The 16,621-nt window shown below is 61.9% G+C and carries 13 protein-coding genes and 1 pseudogene; 10 read left to right on the top strand and 4 right to left on the bottom strand.

Annotated features, from left to right (window positions below; genetic code table 11):
- A partial coding sequence (locus PD284_RS26260) for an FGGY-family carbohydrate kinase (protein ID WP_274631300.1) occupies positions 1–1,629 on the top strand: 1,629 nt, incomplete at its 5' end.
- A gap of 230 nt (positions 1,630–1,859) precedes the next feature.
- Here the strand turns inward: PD284_RS26260 and PD284_RS26265 are convergent.
- Entirely contained in the window at positions 1,860–3,020 is a 1,161-nt protein-coding gene (locus PD284_RS26265) for a sulfite oxidase (protein ID WP_274631301.1), read from the bottom strand.
- 406 nt (positions 3,021–3,426) lie between these two features.
- Positions 3,427–4,020 (bottom strand): CGNR zinc finger domain-containing protein, encoded by a 594-nt coding sequence (locus PD284_RS26270; RefSeq protein ID WP_274631302.1) that lies wholly within the window; start codon positions 4,018–4,020, stop codon positions 3,427–3,429.
- Between the two features lie 103 nt (positions 4,021–4,123).
- Between PD284_RS26270 and PD284_RS26275 the strand changes: the two genes are divergently transcribed.
- Positions 4,124–5,011, top strand: a complete 888-nt coding sequence (locus PD284_RS26275) for an alpha/beta fold hydrolase (protein ID WP_274631303.1) — start codon at positions 4,124–4,126, stop codon at positions 5,009–5,011.
- A 407-nt stretch (positions 5,012–5,418) separates the two neighbouring features.
- Entirely contained in the window at positions 5,419–5,835 is a 417-nt protein-coding gene (locus PD284_RS26280; protein WP_274631304.1) for an OsmC family protein, read from the top strand.
- A gap of 428 nt (positions 5,836–6,263) precedes the next feature.
- Here the strand turns inward: PD284_RS26280 and PD284_RS26285 are convergent, their stop codons facing one another.
- Together PD284_RS26285 and PD284_RS26290 are read right to left on the bottom strand one after the other, a co-directional pair.
- Positions 6,264–7,373 (bottom strand): FUSC family protein, encoded by a 1,110-nt coding sequence (locus PD284_RS26285; protein WP_274631305.1) that lies wholly within the window; start codon positions 7,371–7,373, stop codon positions 6,264–6,266.
- Between the two features lie 369 nt (positions 7,374–7,742).
- Positions 7,743–8,609 (bottom strand): MurR/RpiR family transcriptional regulator, encoded by an 867-nt coding sequence (locus tag PD284_RS26290; RefSeq protein WP_274631306.1) that lies wholly within the window; start codon positions 8,607–8,609, stop codon positions 7,743–7,745.
- A 115-nt stretch (positions 8,610–8,724) separates the two neighbouring features.
- On the opposite strand from PD284_RS26290, the gene PD284_RS26295 reads away from it, so the two are divergent.
- From PD284_RS26295 to PD284_RS26325, 7 genes and pseudogenes are all read left to right on the top strand, one after another.
- Complete coding sequence (locus tag PD284_RS26295) at positions 8,725–9,747, top strand: polyamine ABC transporter substrate-binding protein (protein ID WP_274631307.1); 1,023 nt, start codon at positions 8,725–8,727, stop codon at positions 9,745–9,747.
- A gap of 57 nt (positions 9,748–9,804) precedes the next feature.
- Positions 9,805–10,872, top strand: coding sequence for an ABC transporter ATP-binding protein (locus PD284_RS26300; RefSeq protein ID WP_274631308.1), 1,068 nt, complete (start codon positions 9,805–9,807; stop codon positions 10,870–10,872).
- The gene (locus PD284_RS26305) at positions 10,869–11,756 is read left to right on the top strand and encodes an ABC transporter permease (protein WP_274631309.1); all 888 of its coding nucleotides are present in this window, start codon (positions 10,869–10,871) and stop codon (positions 11,754–11,756) included. Before PD284_RS26300 ends, PD284_RS26305 begins: the two co-directional genes overlap by 4 nt.
- The gene (locus tag PD284_RS26310; RefSeq protein ID WP_274631310.1) at positions 11,753–12,595 is read left to right on the top strand and encodes an ABC transporter permease; all 843 of its coding nucleotides are present in this window, start codon (positions 11,753–11,755) and stop codon (positions 12,593–12,595) included. Before PD284_RS26305 ends, PD284_RS26310 begins: the two co-directional genes overlap by 4 nt.
- Position 12,596: 1 nt before the next feature.
- Positions 12,597–13,664: a P1 family peptidase gene (locus PD284_RS26315; protein WP_274631311.1), complete on the top strand. Its 1,068-nt coding sequence runs from the start codon at positions 12,597–12,599 to the stop codon at positions 13,662–13,664.
- 1,255 nt (positions 13,665–14,919) lie between these two features.
- Complete coding sequence (locus tag PD284_RS26320; RefSeq protein ID WP_274631312.1) at positions 14,920–16,284, top strand: M10 family metallopeptidase C-terminal domain-containing protein; 1,365 nt, start codon at positions 14,920–14,922, stop codon at positions 16,282–16,284.
- An 88-nt stretch (positions 16,285–16,372) separates the two neighbouring features.
- Positions 16,373–16,606 (top strand): annotated as a pseudogene (locus PD284_RS26325) (IS481 family transposase); the annotation flags it as partial.
- Between the last annotated feature and the right edge of the window lie 15 nt (positions 16,607–16,621).

A 16,621-nucleotide genomic window follows, 5' to 3' on the forward strand; every position in this document is an offset into this window, starting at 1 on the left:
ATGGCGGAGCATTTTCTAGGCATCGACGTCGGCACCGGCAGCGCGCGTGCCGGCATCTTCAACGCTTCGGGCGTCATGCTTGCCTCGGCCAAGGCGGACATTCGGCTCTGGCGCGAGGCCGGCGACATTGCCGAGCAATCGAGCGACGACATCTGGCTCTCCGTCTGCGCCTGCATCCGCGAGGCGGTCGCTTCCGCCGGCATCGAACCCGGTTCCGTCGCCGGCATCGGCTTCGACGCGACCTGCTCGCTCGTCGTTCTGGGCGACGGCGGGCGGCCGGTTTCGGTGAGCGCATCGGGAAGCGACGAGCGCAACGTCATCGTCTGGATGGATCACCGCGCAACCGAGCAGGCGCGGCGGATCAACGCCACCGGCGAGGACGTGCTGCGCTATGTCGGCGGCGCCATCTCGCCCGAGATGGAGACGCCGAAGCTGCTCTGGCTGGCCGAGAACATGCCGCAGACGCTTGCGTCGGCCTGGCAGTTCTTCGACCTGACCGATTTCCTGACCTGGCGCTGCACCGGCAGCCTCGCGCGCTCGGCCTGCACCGTGACCTGCAAATGGACTTATCTTGCCCATGAGCGGCGTTGGGACGATGCCTATTTTCGCCGCGTCGGGCTCGGCGCGTTCGCGGACGAGAAATTTGCCCGCATCGGCACCGAAATCGTGCCGGGCGGAACGCCGCTCGGGGGCGGTCTGACGGCGGATGCGGCTGCGGAACTCGGGCTGGAGCCGGGCACGCCTGTCGCCGCCGGCCTGATCGACGCCCATGCCGGTGGCATCGGGACGGTCGGAGCGCGCGGCGGACCCGGCGCCGTCCTGACGCGCATGGCCTATGTGTTCGGCACGTCGGCCTGCTCCATGACGACCACGGAGCAACCTGCCTTCGTCGACGGGGTCTGGGGTCCGTATTTTTCCGCCATGGTGCCCGGCCTCTGGCTGAACGAAGGCGGCCAGTCGGCCGCCGGCGCTGCGATCGACCATCTCGTGCGGATGCATCCGGCTTCCGCGGAAGCGCGGCGTCAGGCCGACGCGGACCGCGTCAGCATCGGCGCCTTTCTGGCCGACAGGGCCACGGCCGCTGGCGGCGCGGCGGCGATCGAGAGGCTAGTTGGCGGCCTGCTGGTGGTCCCGGAATTCCTCGGCAACCGCGCGCCCTTCGCCGATCCCGACGCGAAGGCGTTGATCGCCGGGATCGGCATGGACACCGGCATCGACAGCCTTGTCGGCCTTTACCTGGCAGGCCTTTGCGGCCTCGGCTACGGCGCGCGCCAGATCGTGGAGGCGCAGCGCGCCGCCGGCGTCCAGACCGACACCATGGTCGTCAGCGGCGGCGCCGGGCAGAGCCCGCTGGTCAGGCAAATTCTCGCCGACACAACGGGACTGACGGTGGCTGCCTCCACGTCTCCCGAGCCAGTCCTCCTGGGGTCCGCCATCCTCGCCGCCGTCGCTGCCGGCCTTCACGCCGATGTGCCGACCGCCATGTTTGAGATGTCGGAGCTGGGTGACGTTTACCGGCCTGATCCGGCCGTCGCTGCCTGGCATCAAAGCCGCTTCGGCGCCTTCGAGATGCTGCAGGCGGTCGGGCGGAGGATACAGTCGACCGCCGGGCAGACAGCACCGGACTGAACTCACTGCAAACGGCAGCTTTCGGCCTCCGGATGGCGAAAGCGGCCGTTCTTGACATCGGTACGATCTCGGTCTGACGCGGCTCAAGGCGGACTGGACGGAGTTGTATACAGCGCCCCGATGAGACGTGAGCACAGGTCCAAATCTCCTGTCAGATCGAGTGGACGGCGCAAGGACGTCGCCCGAACACAATTCTACACAGACCCGATCCGCTACGGGCCGCTGGGCGGTCAAGCAATCTGAATGCGGCGAGTCACTTGCCCGTTGCTTTCCCAGTAGGTGTGTTTCTTGGCGATCCACGGATCGCTCATCGCCGGCTGGACGTTGCCGCTCGTATCGATCGCGCGTGAGGTGACGGTGTGCTCTCCAGCAGGAGGATTGGGCCAGTCGACAGACCACATTTGCCAGGCAAACTCCGCCTTGTCGGTTTCATCGATGGTCGCCGAGATCCAAGGTTGATCATCGATTTGGACTTCGACCCGCTCGACCGGCGCGCCCCACGCGGCTCCGACGATCCGGTAGTCGTTGCCTGTACGGGTCACCCGGGCCGGCGCAGATTTGAGCCGCGCCCTCCCGACGGAAGTTTCCACCCACACAGTCTCGCCGTTGTGATCTTCCTCTCGAAGCGTAACGTAGTCGCGTCCCATGAATTGGTTTTCGAAGCGCTGGTCGCGCACCTCGATGCGCTTGAGCCATTTCGCATTCGCGATTCCATACCAGCCCGGCGCTATCAGCCGGAGCGGGAAGCCATTGTCGGGCGGCAGGGGAGTTCCGTTCATCTCGTAGCAAAGGATGTTCTTCGGATCCATAGCTTCGGTGAGCGACATGCTGCGCGCGAAATTCTGCTTGAACTTGACGTCGTCGGCTTTTTTGACCTCGCCTTCGTCGGCACCCCAGAAGACGACCTCGATGCCGCTGGCGAGGACCTCTGCCTCCTCCAGGATCGGGGCGAGCGGCGTGCCCGCCCACTGCGCATTGCCTATGCCCCCATTGAAAAACGGCAGGCCGGTATTTCCCGAACATTCGACCGTAAACGTGACCTCCTGGCGCGGCCGAGACCTGATATCGTCGAGCGTCAGCGCAGTCGGCTTTTTGACCAAGCCGCCGATTTCGAGCTTCCACGTGCTTGGGTCAATGACTGGCCGGTTGAAATGCGCGATCGAAAAGAACTTGTCGTTGGGCGTTATCCAGGAATTGAGATCCTCCCAGACGAGCTGGTTCTTGATCACCTCCGGAACTGGGTTCGGCGGCAGTTCATCGAGCCATTTGACGACTTCCTCGCCGGGACGGCTTGGAAAGGCATGGGCGTATCGGGTGGAAAGGAAGGCCGTAAGACCCGTAAGGGCCGCACTGCCCTTTGTGATGAATTCCCGACGCTGAATCTTCTGCATGAAGGCGTCTCCCGATTGCGACCGGCTTGCCGGATGCAAAAAATGGGACGACCGGTCTGCTTGATTTGGCACCGGGCAATACTTGCTGATGCCGGTACGCGATGGATTTCAATCCTGCTTGATGTCAAAGTCAAGGGGCGCGGGAAAAGCCGAAATGAGGCCTGACCACGACCTACAGCATTGTCATCTGCGACGTCTTCCTTCGGGCGACGACAAGGGTGCCCTGAACGGTCGCTAGGCGGCCCACACAAGCGGACAGTCGGCGTTCGGACGTCGAGGGTCGAATGGCGGCCGTTGAATGTGGGGCTGATCTCGACGGCGGCTTGCGACCTCGTTTGACACATGCAGCCAAAGGGCCAAGCTTCCCGAAGCGGCCGTTGTTATATCCGTGTGTGTCTGCTGATCATCAGCTTTTTTCTTTATGCCGCGATGCTTTCTCGCGGTTGCCGCAAGTCTGCATGCTGCACCACCGCCGCTTTCCGCCTCGCGATGTGTCGACGAAAAGCCAGCCACACCGAGGGCAGGCATGCAGCCTCTCCATGGGCAGAACGAAGTACGCCTCGATCGAGATGGCCGCTAAAAAGGCGACAATGGCCTTGGGGTCATCAAAGCGCACAATTCGCGGTGTGGTGTCGGTTTCGACCAACGTGATCCGTTCTGCCGAAAGCCCTTTCGCCGCCCGCTCGAACAGATGTCCTAGCGCTTCCGCTGCCGGTGGCTTTCCTGCGGCAAGCGCATCGAAAACCGAAAAGGATGCCTCTCGCAATTCCCGAACGCTTTCCAGAAACGCCGGGGCCGGAATATCCGAAATCGCGTTCGCCTGAGCCTTCGTGGCCAGTCCAGCGAAATGCAGCCAATTTCCGACATCCCGTGGGGAGTTCAACAAATCATTGTCGTCGTCGGGCATGTGCCGGGTGAAGACGGCGTTGGTGAGGTCGATCGCCGGGTGGCCACCTATGAAATGTCCGGGCGTCCAGACGGTATCCAAATTATTCGACATGGAACCTAACCATATAAGGGCAGTTATCCGGTTGCAAAGCAGCTAACCGGTATACTTGCTTTAATCGGTGTTTCCGACCGAGGATAGCAGTCCAGGAGGCACCATGCAGACCATCGAGAAAACCAGACATCACACCGCTGACGTGGATGGCGTACACCTTTTCTATCGGGAAGCGGGACAGCGCGGCACGCCAGGACTGCTGCTCCTGCACGGCCAGCCCTGCTCGTCATTCTATTTCCGCAACGTCATCGGCCCGCTGTCCAAAGTCGCGCATATTGTCGCCCCGGACCTGCCGGGCTTCGGCTTTACGGAGGCACCCGATGACTATCCCTACACTTTCGACGCCATGGCCGAAACCATCGACACATTGATGCGCGAGATCGGCATGGATCGGTTCTTTCTCTACGTCCACGATTTCGGGTCGCCCGTCGCCTATGCTTTGGCACTGAAATACCCGGATCGCGTGCTCGGGCTTATCATTCAGAATGGCAATGCCCATGAAGAAGGCCTTGGGACGCCTTGGAATCTGGTCAGGTCATATTGGGCCGATCCCACTCCCGCAAACCTTGCCAAAATTCCAGAATGGCTCAATTTCGAGGGCGTCAAGCATACCTATGTCGGCGATATCCCGGATCAACTCGTGCCGCTCGTTGCGCCTGAAGGCTGGCATCTCGACTGGGAGCGCATGAGCCAGCCGGGACGTGTCGAAATCCAGCTCCGCATCTTTTCCGACTACAGTTCGCACGTGGCCCGCTTTCCGGAATATGCAGCCTTCCATCGCGATCATCGCCCCCCGGCGCTGCTGCTCTGGGGGCGACACGACCCATACTACGAAATCGAAGAGGCCTACGCATATGCCAAGGATCTCGACCGGATCGACGTGCACATCTACGACGGCACCCATCTGCTGCTTGAGACGCATTATGAGGAATGCGCGCGCATGATGCGAAGCTTCATCGTCAATGTGCAATGTGAGAAGACAGAAAGCTGACAGCTGCTCTTGCATGAAATGTCGTTAGCAGCGGTCAGACCGCTTCCCTTCCCACGACCGGCGAAACAGCAACGTTTCCAGTCCGAAGCGGCCATCCGCGATGCCTCGGATGACCGCGCTGGGTCACGCTGCACGCTCCCGGGTAGCATTATCGAAATGAGAATGGCCCATGTGAGTTCTCCTCGGCTTTGATTGGCGAGAGGAAAAACCAAGGGCGACCATCATCGCTCATGGGCGTTGCTGATGGCCGAGAACTTGGCGTTCAGAAGCGAACCGCCCCCGTCTGCACTGGGCGTCTCGGCGATTGCTCCTTTGTGCCGCCACAACCGCCGATGACAAATATTGCTGTCATCCATCTTTGGTGCAAAGCTCTGAGAATGTTGGGTCCGGCAGGACAGGCGTGCAGGATGCAGACCGCAACGATCGAGATCAGGAATGTGGAGGGCACGGAAGCTGCTTTGGGCTGGGCCGGCAGCCACACTCTTGTAATCGATCGAGCCGTGGGTAAAGCAGGCGGCCTTGGGCTCGGCTTCAATGGGGCCGAGCTGCTGGGGCTGACAATCGGCGGATGCTTCGCCAATGATCTGCGCTACGTCGCTTTTGAAAGAGGTCTGAAGATCAAGGATATCAGCATTTCCGTCGAGGTCACGTTGCAAGGTGACCCGATCATCGCGACCGATGCGAGTTTACGTGTCTCGGTTCAAGCGGCCGACGGTTCGGATTGCGCCGATCTCATTAGGCGAACGAGTGAGATATCGATGGCCATGAATTCCTTGAAACGCGGCATTTCCGTGAAGCTACGCGGCGAGCCGCCGATGTCCTAAACGTTGGCTCGGGGGCCGTCTCCCGGACGGTCTGCTTTCGGGCCTCTAGCTTCCAGAAGTGGCTACTCAACGAGGGCTGATCTCGGCCAATGTACCGCCGCCGCTCCGGCGTTCCGAGAGTGCTGACGGCTTCCCGAAAGCCGATACTCATTTCGCATCCGACTTCGGCGTCGACGGAGCCGGCTACAGAATGTCGTCCTTGAGGGGCTTGGCGGTCAGCTTGGCCTGGTTGCGAAGCCCAAACCGCGCGGCAGCTTTTTGAGCGGCCGGGGTTGTCACTCTGGGCGCAGGGCATTCGCGCTTGGCGAAGCGCGACCAGAGCGAACCCGGTTAGATCGACGGCTTCATTTCCCCGGATCGGTGGCCGCTGATTGATAGGCGAAGCGGACATGAGCTTGCCCCGGATCCGGTCCGGGGTTCACGAGCAATTACTCGTTCCTGGATTTGGCCTGATGCTCCGCAAGGTGTCGCCGATCGTCGATCGTTGACAGGAGCACAGCGATAGAGATGCCGACCGCCGCCCCAAGCAGCGTATCGAGGACGCGTTCAGGAGCCATTTGCGGGCCTCCAGCCTGCGGCGCGGCGAGATGCGTCATGAGAAGCGCCATCGGCGTGACGAGCACCTGACCGAGCGCGTAGTTCGCGCCGATCACTATTTCGGTCAGGATCTGCAAGGCAACCAGAACGGCGATCAGGACCCAGACCGACGGATCCTGGATCAGCAGCGCCCAAGCCAGCACGGCGCCGACCGTCGTGCCCACCGTGCGCTGCAGCGCACGGTTCATGTTGATGTGCAGATGCGTCCCCTGAAGGACCGCCAGCGCCCCCATCGCCGCCCAGGCCGGGTGGTGCGCGCCCAGCGCGTGGCTTGCGAAGACCGCGATCCCCGCGCCGGCCGCGGCGCGCACGGCCATGATGAGCCGATGGCGGACGGGAAGCGGCGGGTCCGCAGGGAGAGGTCGCTCCTCTGTCGGATGGTGGCGGAATGTTTCGGTTGCGGCGCAGATCGCCCAGGCGAGCAGGGCGATGATCGCGGTGGCGGCGGCCCGCTCAAACACCTGCCCAAGCGTCATGCTCGAGGACATGGAAGCTGCGGCCGCGAAGACGAAGATCAGGGCGCCCGGGGGGCCAAACCCACCGGTCAGGCCCACGAACAGGAAGGCTCCGCAAAAGAGCGCCAGCAGGGCGAGCTGGACAGGCAGGGGCGCGCCGAGCCAGGCGACCAGAGACATCGAAAGGACCGCGGTTACCTGGCAGAGGGCGCAGAGAAGCAGGATCCGGTTGCGGCTTCGCTCTGGAGCGAAGCGCCCGAACAGCGCCACCAACGCGCCGAGCGACGCGAAGCCGAGCAGGTGTGACCAGGGCGACAACCAGACGAGCGGCAGGGCAATGGCCGCGGCTGTGCCCGCCTGCAATCCCGCCAGCGCCGAGTTCCGGAGCGATGGCTGCCGCGCCAGCGCCATGCTGTCCTTCACCCGATGCGGATGCAGCAGGTCGCGCACCGCATGACGCCGCAAATGGTCCTTTGGAGCGGTCACGACCTTGGCTCCTGGAACTCCCGCACTCGACAAGTCAAGGGGCGCCTTCGTCCTGCATGGTCACGTCGATCCTTTTCGTATCGCAGCAGCCAACAGCATCGTTTCCAGCACTGCTCGCGGAGACGAAATGGCCAGTTTCAATGACTGCCGTGATATCTGTGGGTTCGAACCGGCCATATTCCCATGCGGGCTGATCATGAACCTGGTTGCGCAGCCCTACAATATAGGGCGACGCAGCCATCGGCGACCGACAAGAACGGGGCCGCGAACCTTCAGGAGCAGACGTTCAGGTTGGCGCAGGCACCGTCGCAATCCGAACCTTTGCGAAATCGAGCCGTTACCGGGTTCGGATGAGAGCCACATGACCGCTCAATAGAGGCACAGAGCAGCGATCAGCGGAGGCCAGTCCCCGATCCGGCGGTGAGCCTTTTCGGGATTTTCGCTGGCCACGGCGTGAATGATCACGTTCATCATCGTGGTCATTGGCCCAGTGCTTTCCAGGAAGGTATCCATCTTGGTCGCTACGTGAAAGACGAACGGTGTCTCGGCCGCGGCCCAGCTATTGAGTATGTCGGTCACGATCACCACGTCGATCTGCCCCTTACGCGCGGTACGCACGATGGGCAGGGCTTCGCGGGCGTAGGGCACCATGTCTATCAGCACCAGACAGCGCCGCTCGCCCTTGCGCCGCTCCGAAGGGATCCATTCCACCAGACCGTCGTCGTGTGGAGACAGAAACCGGACGCTGCCGCGTATTATTCCCAGACGCCGGGCGAAGTCTTCAGCCAAGCCGCGGACTGTCTGAAAGCCGGTCACATACACCTCGTCGGCTACGGCGAGGGTTTTGATCGCCTCTTGCCAGCTGGGCTTTTTGATCTCCTCAGCGATCGCCAGAATGGCCTCGGCATCGCGCTTGAGGAAAGCAGAGATCCCGCCATCGATCAGCCTCAGAAAATAGTCGGGTGTCGACGCGAGATGATGTATCCGCGTCAGCTTCAATTCCTCCTTTAGGCCCGCGAGACCCTTGAAGCCCGCGCGTCTGAGGAAACGGCTGACGGTGATCTCGCTCACCCCCGTCTTCGCCGCTATCGACGCTCCGGTTTCCAGGGCAAGTGTCGCCTCATTCAGAATCAGCCACCGGGCAATTACCGCCTCGGATTTCGTGAATACGTCCTCCATAGCGCGCAGGCGCGCGCCGAGAGGGGTCTGGTTCGGTTCAGGTTTCTTCGCGATCATGACAGAATTTACAACATGGCTTGTGAATGATAGCATCCTAACAAAAAGATAGTATCCACAAAGTCGTGGCCATGAACTTTGACCGGCCCGGCACTGTATCAATCGGGAGGAAAACATGAAAAGCGCAGTCGGCTTGGCGTTGGGACTCTCGCTGCTGGCGACAGCCGCAGGCGCGGAGGGTAAGCTCGCACTCTACAACTGGGGCGACTATATCAACCCGCTGATCTTGAAGAAGTTCAGCGACGAGACGGGGATCGAAGTAAGCCTCGACACCTATTCCTCGAATGAGGAGATGCTGGCCAAGATTCAGGCCGGGGCAACCGGATATGACCTGATCTTTCCATCCGTGCACATGCACGACATCATGATGAAGCTGGGCCTGCTTGAGAAGACCGACATCAACCTTTCGCCTGATTTCAAGAACATCGACCCGCTGACTTTCCGCTCAAAGGAAGACCCGAAAGCCGAGTATTGCCTGCCTTATGCCTTCGGCACCGTGGGCATCTTCTACAACGAGGACATCACCGGGCCCATCACCGGATGGGAGGATTTCTTCAACATCCCGGAAAAGAGCGGCGGCAAGATCACCATCCTTGACGATATGCGCGAGGTAATGGCGGTGGGGCTGATGATGAAGGGGCATTCGATCAACTCGACCGATCCGGCCGAAGTGCAGGAAGCGGCCGACTACGTTCTGTCAAAGAAACCTGTGGTTTCGGCCTTCACCTATGAATCGCCCGCACTTCTCCTGTCGAACGACATCGCGGCAGCCCATTTCTTCGTCGGCGGGCATGTCTATTTCGTCGACAAGCCGAACATCAAGTACGTCATCCCGAAGGAAGGCGCGACGCTCTATCAGGAAGACATCTGCATGCTGAAGACTGCGCCCAACAAGGAGGCAGCCAAGCGGTTTATGGAGTTTTACCTGCGCCCCGAGATCGCGGCCCTCAATGTGGATCAGCAGTTCAACGGCTCGGCCAATATTCCGGCGCGCGAACTGGTGGCCGATTACATCAAGACGAACCCCAACATCACGCTTGCGCCGGAGACGCTGAAACGGGTTCAGACCTTCGTCGACCTTGGTGCGGCGCTCAAGCTCTACGACCGCGCGTGGAACACCATACGCACCGCGCAATAGGCGGGCGATGAGCGGCTGACGCCCCGAGGACGGGGCGCCAGATTTCGGGGTAGGACGATGGCATTACTGGAAATCCGCGGCGCGCGGCGCATCTTCACCACGCCGGAGGGCGAGCGCGTCGCGGCCCTTGACGGCGTCGACCTCGACGTCGAGGAAAACGAATTCGTCACCCTCCTTGGGCCCTCGGGCTGCGGCAAGACCACGCTCCTACGCTCCATCTCGGGTTTCGAGGCGCTTGACGAGGGCAGCACCCGGCTGGAGGGAGCGGATCTTTCCCACCTGCCCCCTTTCCGGCGTCCGGTGAACACGGTGTTCCAGAGCTATGCTCTCTTCGGGCACATGAGTGTGGCGCGCAACGTCGGCTATGCACTTGAAGTGCGCGGCGAAGATCGTTCTGCGCGTGAACGTGCAGTGACCGACGCCCTTGAGAAGGTGGGACTTGCCGGCATGGGCGCGCGGCGGCCGTCGCAGCTTTCCGGCGGCCAGCGCCAGCGTGTGGCGCTGGCCCGCGCCATTATCGCGGAGCCGCGGATTCTACTTCTCGACGAACCGCTCTCAGCGCTGGACCGCAACCTGCGCCAGCAGATGCAGCTGGAGTTGAAGACGCTGCAGAACCGCCTTGGCATTGCTTTCGTCTTCGTCACCCACGACCAGGAGGAGGCGCTCACCATGTCCGACCGGGTCGTGGTGATGCGCGCGGGCCGGATCGAGCAGATCGGCACTCCCCGTGAAATCTACCGGCGGCCGAAGAACCGTTTCGTGGCTGAGTTCATCGGCGAGACCAACATCTTTTCGTTGACGATTGAGCGGCTTGAGGGCGCGCGGGCCTTGGCTCGTACCCCCGGTGGTGCAGCTTTCGCCATCGCGGGGGCAGGCCGCAGCATCGGAGAGAAGGTGACGGCGGTGCTGCGCCCGGAGGACTTCACGCTGGGAGCCGAGGGCATCGCCGGAACGGTGGTCCGAGCCGTCTATCTCGGCGCGGATCTCATCCTTTTCGTGCGTCCCGATGGCGGCGGCGAGGAAATCCGCGTCACCGCTCGCGACGGCGCTGATGCGCCCGATGTCGGTGCTGCAGTGCGGTTGGCGCATGATCCCGCGGCCGTGCAAGTGCTGGAGGGATCATGATGATCATCCGTCGGCAGTCGCTGGTCTTCTCAGCCCTGCTAACGCCAGTGACGCTGTTTCTCGGCATCTTCTTCCTGATGCCGCTCCTGATCATCGCCGTGTTCTCCTTTCTCGAACCCGGACTCTACGGCGGGGTGGAGTGGAACTTCTATCACTGGAACTACGGACGCATCTTCGGCTGGGCGGACGGCATCAACGAGGTCTTCGAGTGGGTCTATCTGCGGATACTGCTTCGTTCGCTCGGTTTCGGCGCGATGACGGTGCTGCTTTGCCTGATCCTCTGCTACCCGGTGGCATACTGGGTCTCACGCTTGAATGAGAAGCTGCGTCTCTTCTTCCTGTTCCTCGTCGCGCTGCCTTTCTTTTCCAGCCTGATCGTGCGGCTTTATGCCTGGCTGCTGATCCTGAAACCTTCGGGCGTGCTGAACGAGGCGCTGCTGGCGCTGCACATCATCCGCGAGCCGCTCGAGATTCTCTACACACCGATGGCAGTGGTACTCGGCATGGTCTACGTGATGGTGCCGTTCATGTTCCTGCCGCTCTATGCGGCCATCGACAACCTCGACCAGGCATTGGTCGAAGCCTCGATGGACCTCGGCGCCAACCGCACCCAGACCTTCCTCAAGGTGGTCCTGCCTCAGACGATGCCCGGCATCATCGGCGGCGCGGTGATCGTCTTCATTCCCTCGGTGGGCAATTTTGTCGTGCCGGACATCCTTGGTGGCGCCAAGGGGCTGATGGTGGGCAACCTCGTCGAGCAGCAGTTTCTGTCGGCACGCAACTGGGCCTTTGGATCGGCGCTGTCGATGCTGATCATGTCGGTTGTGTTGATCGTGCTGCTGGTCGTGGTCGGGCGCGCGCGCAAGGCGGGAGGCGAGGCATGAATCCGCTTGCCGGCCGCATCGGCCTTGCCACGATCTCGCTCCTTTTCTTCGCCTTCATCTACGCGCCGCTGCTCATCATCATAGTCTACTCGTTCAACTCGAACCCAGTGAACATGATGATATGGGACCATTTCACAACGGAATGGTACGCGGGTCTGTTCGGGCTGAGCGAGCGCGGCCCCGAGATCGGCGACCAGAACCGCTCCCTGTATCTGGAAAGTACCGACCAACTGCTCCGAGCCTTGCGCACATCGCTCACCGTGGCGCTTTTCACCACCACCTTCTCGACGCTCGTCGGCACTGCCACCGCGATCGCGCTATCGCGTTACCGGTTCCGGGCAAAGCGGTTCTACAACGGCTTCCTGCTGCTGCCGATGATGATGCCCGATATCGTGCTTGGCATCGGGTTGCTGATCTTCTTCGTCACGCTCGGGATGAAGCTGTCGATGCTGACCATCATCATCGGCCACTGCACCTTCCTGATTTCCTACGTCTTCATCATCGTCCAGGCACGGATCGCCGGCATCGACCCGGCGCTCGAGGAGGCCTCGGCCGATCTGGGCGCATCGGAATGGATCACCCTGCGCAAGGTGCTTCTGCCACAACTGGCTCCCGGTATCATTGGCGGCGCGCTGCTCGCGTTCGTCATCTCGATGGACGATCTGGTAATTACCTATTTCATCGCCGGGACCGAGAACACCACCCTTCCTGTCTTCATCTTCGGAATGATTCGACGTGGGGTGAAACCCGAAATCAACGCCATCGCCACGCTGATGATCCTGGCCTCGGTGATCATCGCCGGGCTTGGCCTGTGGCTGCGGGCGAGAAAGGCAGACTGACATGAGCCGTCCACGCGCCCGCGACCTGGGCCTGCCCTTTCCGGGCACGCCTGGTCCCCTGAACGCCATCACCGACATTCCGGGACTGGCCGTAGGCTTCTGCACGCTGACCGATCCCGCGCGGAATATCCGCACCGGTGTCACCGCCGTACTTCCCCGTCCGGAGCGCGAGGCAAGGCCGGTCTGGGCCGGCCAGTTCACGCTGAACGGGAACGGCGAGATGACCGGCACGCATTGGGTGAACGACGCGGGGTACTTCGTCGGCCCCGTACTGATCACCAACACGCATGGGGTAGGAGCGGCCCACACAGGGGCGACCCGCTGGATGCTCGACCACTACAGCGATCATTTCCGCGGCCTCCACCACGCCTGGGCAATGCCGATCGTCGCGGAGACCTACGACGGCGTCCTCAACGATATCAACGCCATGTTCGTCACCCCCGAGCATGCGATTGCAGCACTCGAGGCGCGCTCGACCGGACCGGTGGCCGAGGGTTCTACGGGCGGCGGAAACGGCATGATCGCCTATGAGTTCAAGGCCGGAACCGGCAGCGCATCGCGCCTGGTTGAAGTCGGCGGGCGCCAACACATTGTTGCCACGCTGGTGCAAGCCAACCACGGCATCCGGCCCTGGCTCAACATTCTTGGCCGTCCGGTGGGCAGGCTGATGACGGAGGGCCCCCTGCACAGGCAGGAGACTGGCTCGATCATTGTCATTGTTGCCACGGATGCACCACTGTCGCCGTTGGCGCTACGGCAGATGGCCAAGCGTGCGGCAATCGGCATCGGCCGCGGGGGCACTCCCGGAGGTAACAATTCCGGAGATCTGTTTCTCGCGTTCTCGACGGCGAATCCGGGACCGATGCCAGAGGCGGCTCCCGTCTTCTCGATCCGCGAGGAAATCAATCAGGATGCGCTCGACCGCTTCTACCTCGCAGCCGTCGAGGCGGTGGAAGAGGCTGTCGTCAATTCCCTCGTCGCGGGCGAGGACGTGCCCACCATTAAGCCTCCGGGTCAGGTCTGTCGCGCAATCGACCGCGAGCGGCTTGCTGAGCTGTTCGCGTACTGATCCCAGCGCGCGGAATGCGGAAGTCCGCAAATGCGCAACCGCGATCTCCAGCGTCCTCGCGGGAGCTGGCTGCTTTAGGGAAGTGACAAAGCGGTTCTTTGCGATCGAGACGAGCGTGTTGCGGTCGGCTGCTTGGCGGCTCAAACGGGACCGGAAGCAGCCGGTCCGGTTCTGGAACGGACAAGCCAGAAGGCTGCCATTCTGCGGACCACGCGAGCAGGTCATCCACGCTCCGAGGCTGCGCGAATATGAACCGCGCTTCGCCCCGTGAAATGGTTGGAGCGACCGCGGATCTGGCGCTTTGCTCTCAAATCTGGCGGCGGTGCTCGTCGGCCGGCTATCGTCAGGCAGCTTCCGGCCGGCTGGAGGAATCGCGCTGCCCTACGTGTTCCGCGTCACCGCACTGCGCGAGCACGGGCGTGCTGCTGCCGGGCGGCTGCTGACCGCCCCATCGACGCACTCGGGCGCGTGGGCCCGGTACTGCGAAGCCTTGCCGGATGCGCCGCAGGAGAACGTGTCGTTAACACGAATCTTTTCGCGCGGCTGCTCCTTAGGGCACGACGAAATCTGCGGCCGTAAGCGCCGACTCGGAGGACCCTCGCTGACTCTAGATCACGTCGCCCATGGCAGCATCGGGCGCCTGCCGTTCCGATCACCGACTTTGCGGTCACGCGAGGTCCATAGGACCGCCTCCGACGAAAGACTCGCGAGTGACAGCGACATGCATGCGCCAGTCTTTCCCAGCGTCACCTAGTGTTGTCACAATGTCGCCACATATACGTTCGAGATCAATGCCTCTATCCTTCATGTGCAGAATCAATACGTTATGAATAGAGATGCATTCGCGCAATATTCACAAACTCAGCACAATCAGTAGACTCATTTCAAGAATGGTTTTACTAGCCAGGCGGGACAAGGCTCCCGTCGGTGCAGCTGCCCCGAGGTCATTGGAGAGCTCCGCAGGATGTGATCCTGGATGTGACGACCTCTGCCGGCGGCAAGTTCAGCATCGATGGTGTCGACAGGACGAATCTCCGCAGACAGCCCGATTTCTCCGCCTCCCACTTCTGGTCCGCCTGACGTAGGCGCACGCGCCCGCGCGATCACCACTTACGACCCTCTCTGGGCATCGCACCCACAAAAGTAGGTGGTCCCGAAGCTCATTCGCTCACGCCAAAGGTCTCGCGACGGCTGAGGGCCCCCTCGGCACGCGTGTCTGCATGGCAAGCCACCTGCCTTCACAACTGGAAACAAAATGACGGCTGCAATCAAGAACACCCTCACCGGCGACGCCACTGTCGACGGCATTCTTCTGACCAACAAGTGGGAGAACCCGAACATCACGTTCAGCTTCCCGACAAAAGCGTCGAACTACGGGAAGAACTACAGCTCCGCCGGCGAGCCGTACAAAGGGTTCGAGGCGTTCAACAGCACGCAGAAAGCGGCGGTCATCCGCATCCTTGACTCCATCGAAGGGTTCACCAAAGCCACCTTCACGCAGATGACGGAGACCGATACACAGCACGCAACTCTCCGCTTCGCCGAGACCACGGCGGTCTACAGCTCAGGCCACACGTCTGCATGGACTTACCACCCCTCGTCGACCACCGAGAGAGCCGGCGACGGTTGGTACAACACCTCGGGCGCCAACTACGGGTACAACACCCCCGCATACGGCAACCGCTCCTACGCGACGATGATGCATGAGATCGGGCATCAGATCGGCCTCGCGCATCCCCACGACGCCAGGGGCACGTTGATGCCCGATGCGTATGACAACCGCAACTACACGGTCATGAGCTACGAAAGGTTGTCAGGCGGCGACGTACAGACGTACATGCAGAAGGACATCGCGGCTCTCCAGCACATGTACGGGGCCAACTACGACACCAACAGCGGCAACACCACCTACAAGTGGAGCACGACCACTGGGGAGTTGTCCATCAACGGTGTCGGCCAGGGTAAGCCTACCGCCAACAAGATCGCCATGACGGTGTGGGACGGCGGCGGGACCGACACCTATGACTTCTCGAACTACGCGACGGCGCTGAAAATCGACCTGAACCCTGGTGCATGGACGTCCCTGGGGACGCAGCATATCAAGGGTGCCGAGGGCGAGATCGCCAACGCTCTCCTCTACAAGGGGGACGCCAGGTCGCTGATCGAGAACGCCAAGGGCGGAAGCGGAGCCGACACCATCGTCGGGAACCAGGCCGCGAACGTGCTGGAGGGCAACGCCGGCAACGACATCCTCCGCGGCGAGGCGGGCAACGACATCCTCCGCGGCGGGACGGGCAGCGATAAGCTTTACGGCGGGACGGGTTCAGACGTGTTCGACTTCGATTTCACGTCCTGGTCGACTCCCACGGCGAGGGACACCATCATGGACTTCGTCCCCGGCGTGGACGACATCGACCTGCGGACGATCGACGCCAACACCAAGGTGTCCGGCGACCAAGCATTCTCGTTCATCGGCAAGGGCGCATTCACTGGCGCCGCTGGCCAACTGAACTTCGTCAACGGCGTCCTGTCGGGAGACGTGAACGGGGACAAGGTCGCCGACTTCCAGGTCAACGTGACCGGCGTAAGCAGCCTGACGGCATGGGATTTTATCCTCTAAGGCCTGCGTGAAAAGCTGGATTTCGGGGTGTTGATGGGGCACCCCGTCTTCCGACTCAAAGGATGCGCTTTGGGAGGGGAGCGCCACAATGACAGCGGCGATCCGTCGAGCGATACAGTATACCTGAGGGGTCCGGATACCTGAGGGGTCCGGCCAAGCGCTACCGGATCAACCAGATGAGGGTTGCGAATGGCCGAAGCGCTCCTCGGTCGCCGATCTGCCGACCGGGCCGAATAAAGCGCGCTCGACAGTGCCGTCCTTGGAAGACGAGGCACTCATCGTAGCCTTCCGCCGACACACACTGCTCCCTCCCGATGACTGCCGAAGGCCACCACGC

The organism is Mesorhizobium shangrilense (genome assembly GCF_028826155.1).
Taxonomy (GTDB): Bacteria; Pseudomonadota; Alphaproteobacteria; order Rhizobiales; family Rhizobiaceae; genus Arvimicrobium; species Arvimicrobium flavum.

Coding starts and splice junctions, on each gene's coding strand:
- PD284_RS26265 (WP_274631301.1), bottom strand. CDS start 3,020: ATGCAGAAGATTCAGCGTCGGGAATTCATCACAAAGGGCAGTGCGGCC.
- PD284_RS26270 (WP_274631302.1), bottom strand. CDS start 4,020: ATGTCGAATAATTTGGATACCGTCTGGACGCCCGGACATTTCATAGGT.
- PD284_RS26275 (WP_274631303.1), top strand. CDS start 4,124: ATGCAGACCATCGAGAAAACCAGACATCACACCGCTGACGTGGATGGC.
- PD284_RS26280 (WP_274631304.1), top strand. CDS start 5,419: ATGCAGACCGCAACGATCGAGATCAGGAATGTGGAGGGCACGGAAGCT.
- PD284_RS26290 (WP_274631306.1), bottom strand. CDS start 8,609: ATGATCGCGAAGAAACCTGAACCGAACCAGACCCCTCTCGGCGCGCGC.
- PD284_RS26295 (WP_274631307.1), top strand. CDS start 8,725: ATGAAAAGCGCAGTCGGCTTGGCGTTGGGACTCTCGCTGCTGGCGACA.
- PD284_RS26300 (WP_274631308.1), top strand. CDS start 9,805: ATGGCATTACTGGAAATCCGCGGCGCGCGGCGCATCTTCACCACGCCG.
- PD284_RS26305 (WP_274631309.1), top strand. CDS start 10,869: ATGATGATCATCCGTCGGCAGTCGCTGGTCTTCTCAGCCCTGCTAACG.
- PD284_RS26310 (WP_274631310.1), top strand. CDS start 11,753: ATGAATCCGCTTGCCGGCCGCATCGGCCTTGCCACGATCTCGCTCCTT.
- PD284_RS26315 (WP_274631311.1), top strand. CDS start 12,597: ATGAGCCGTCCACGCGCCCGCGACCTGGGCCTGCCCTTTCCGGGCACG.
- PD284_RS26320 (WP_274631312.1), top strand. CDS start 14,920: ATGACGGCTGCAATCAAGAACACCCTCACCGGCGACGCCACTGTCGAC.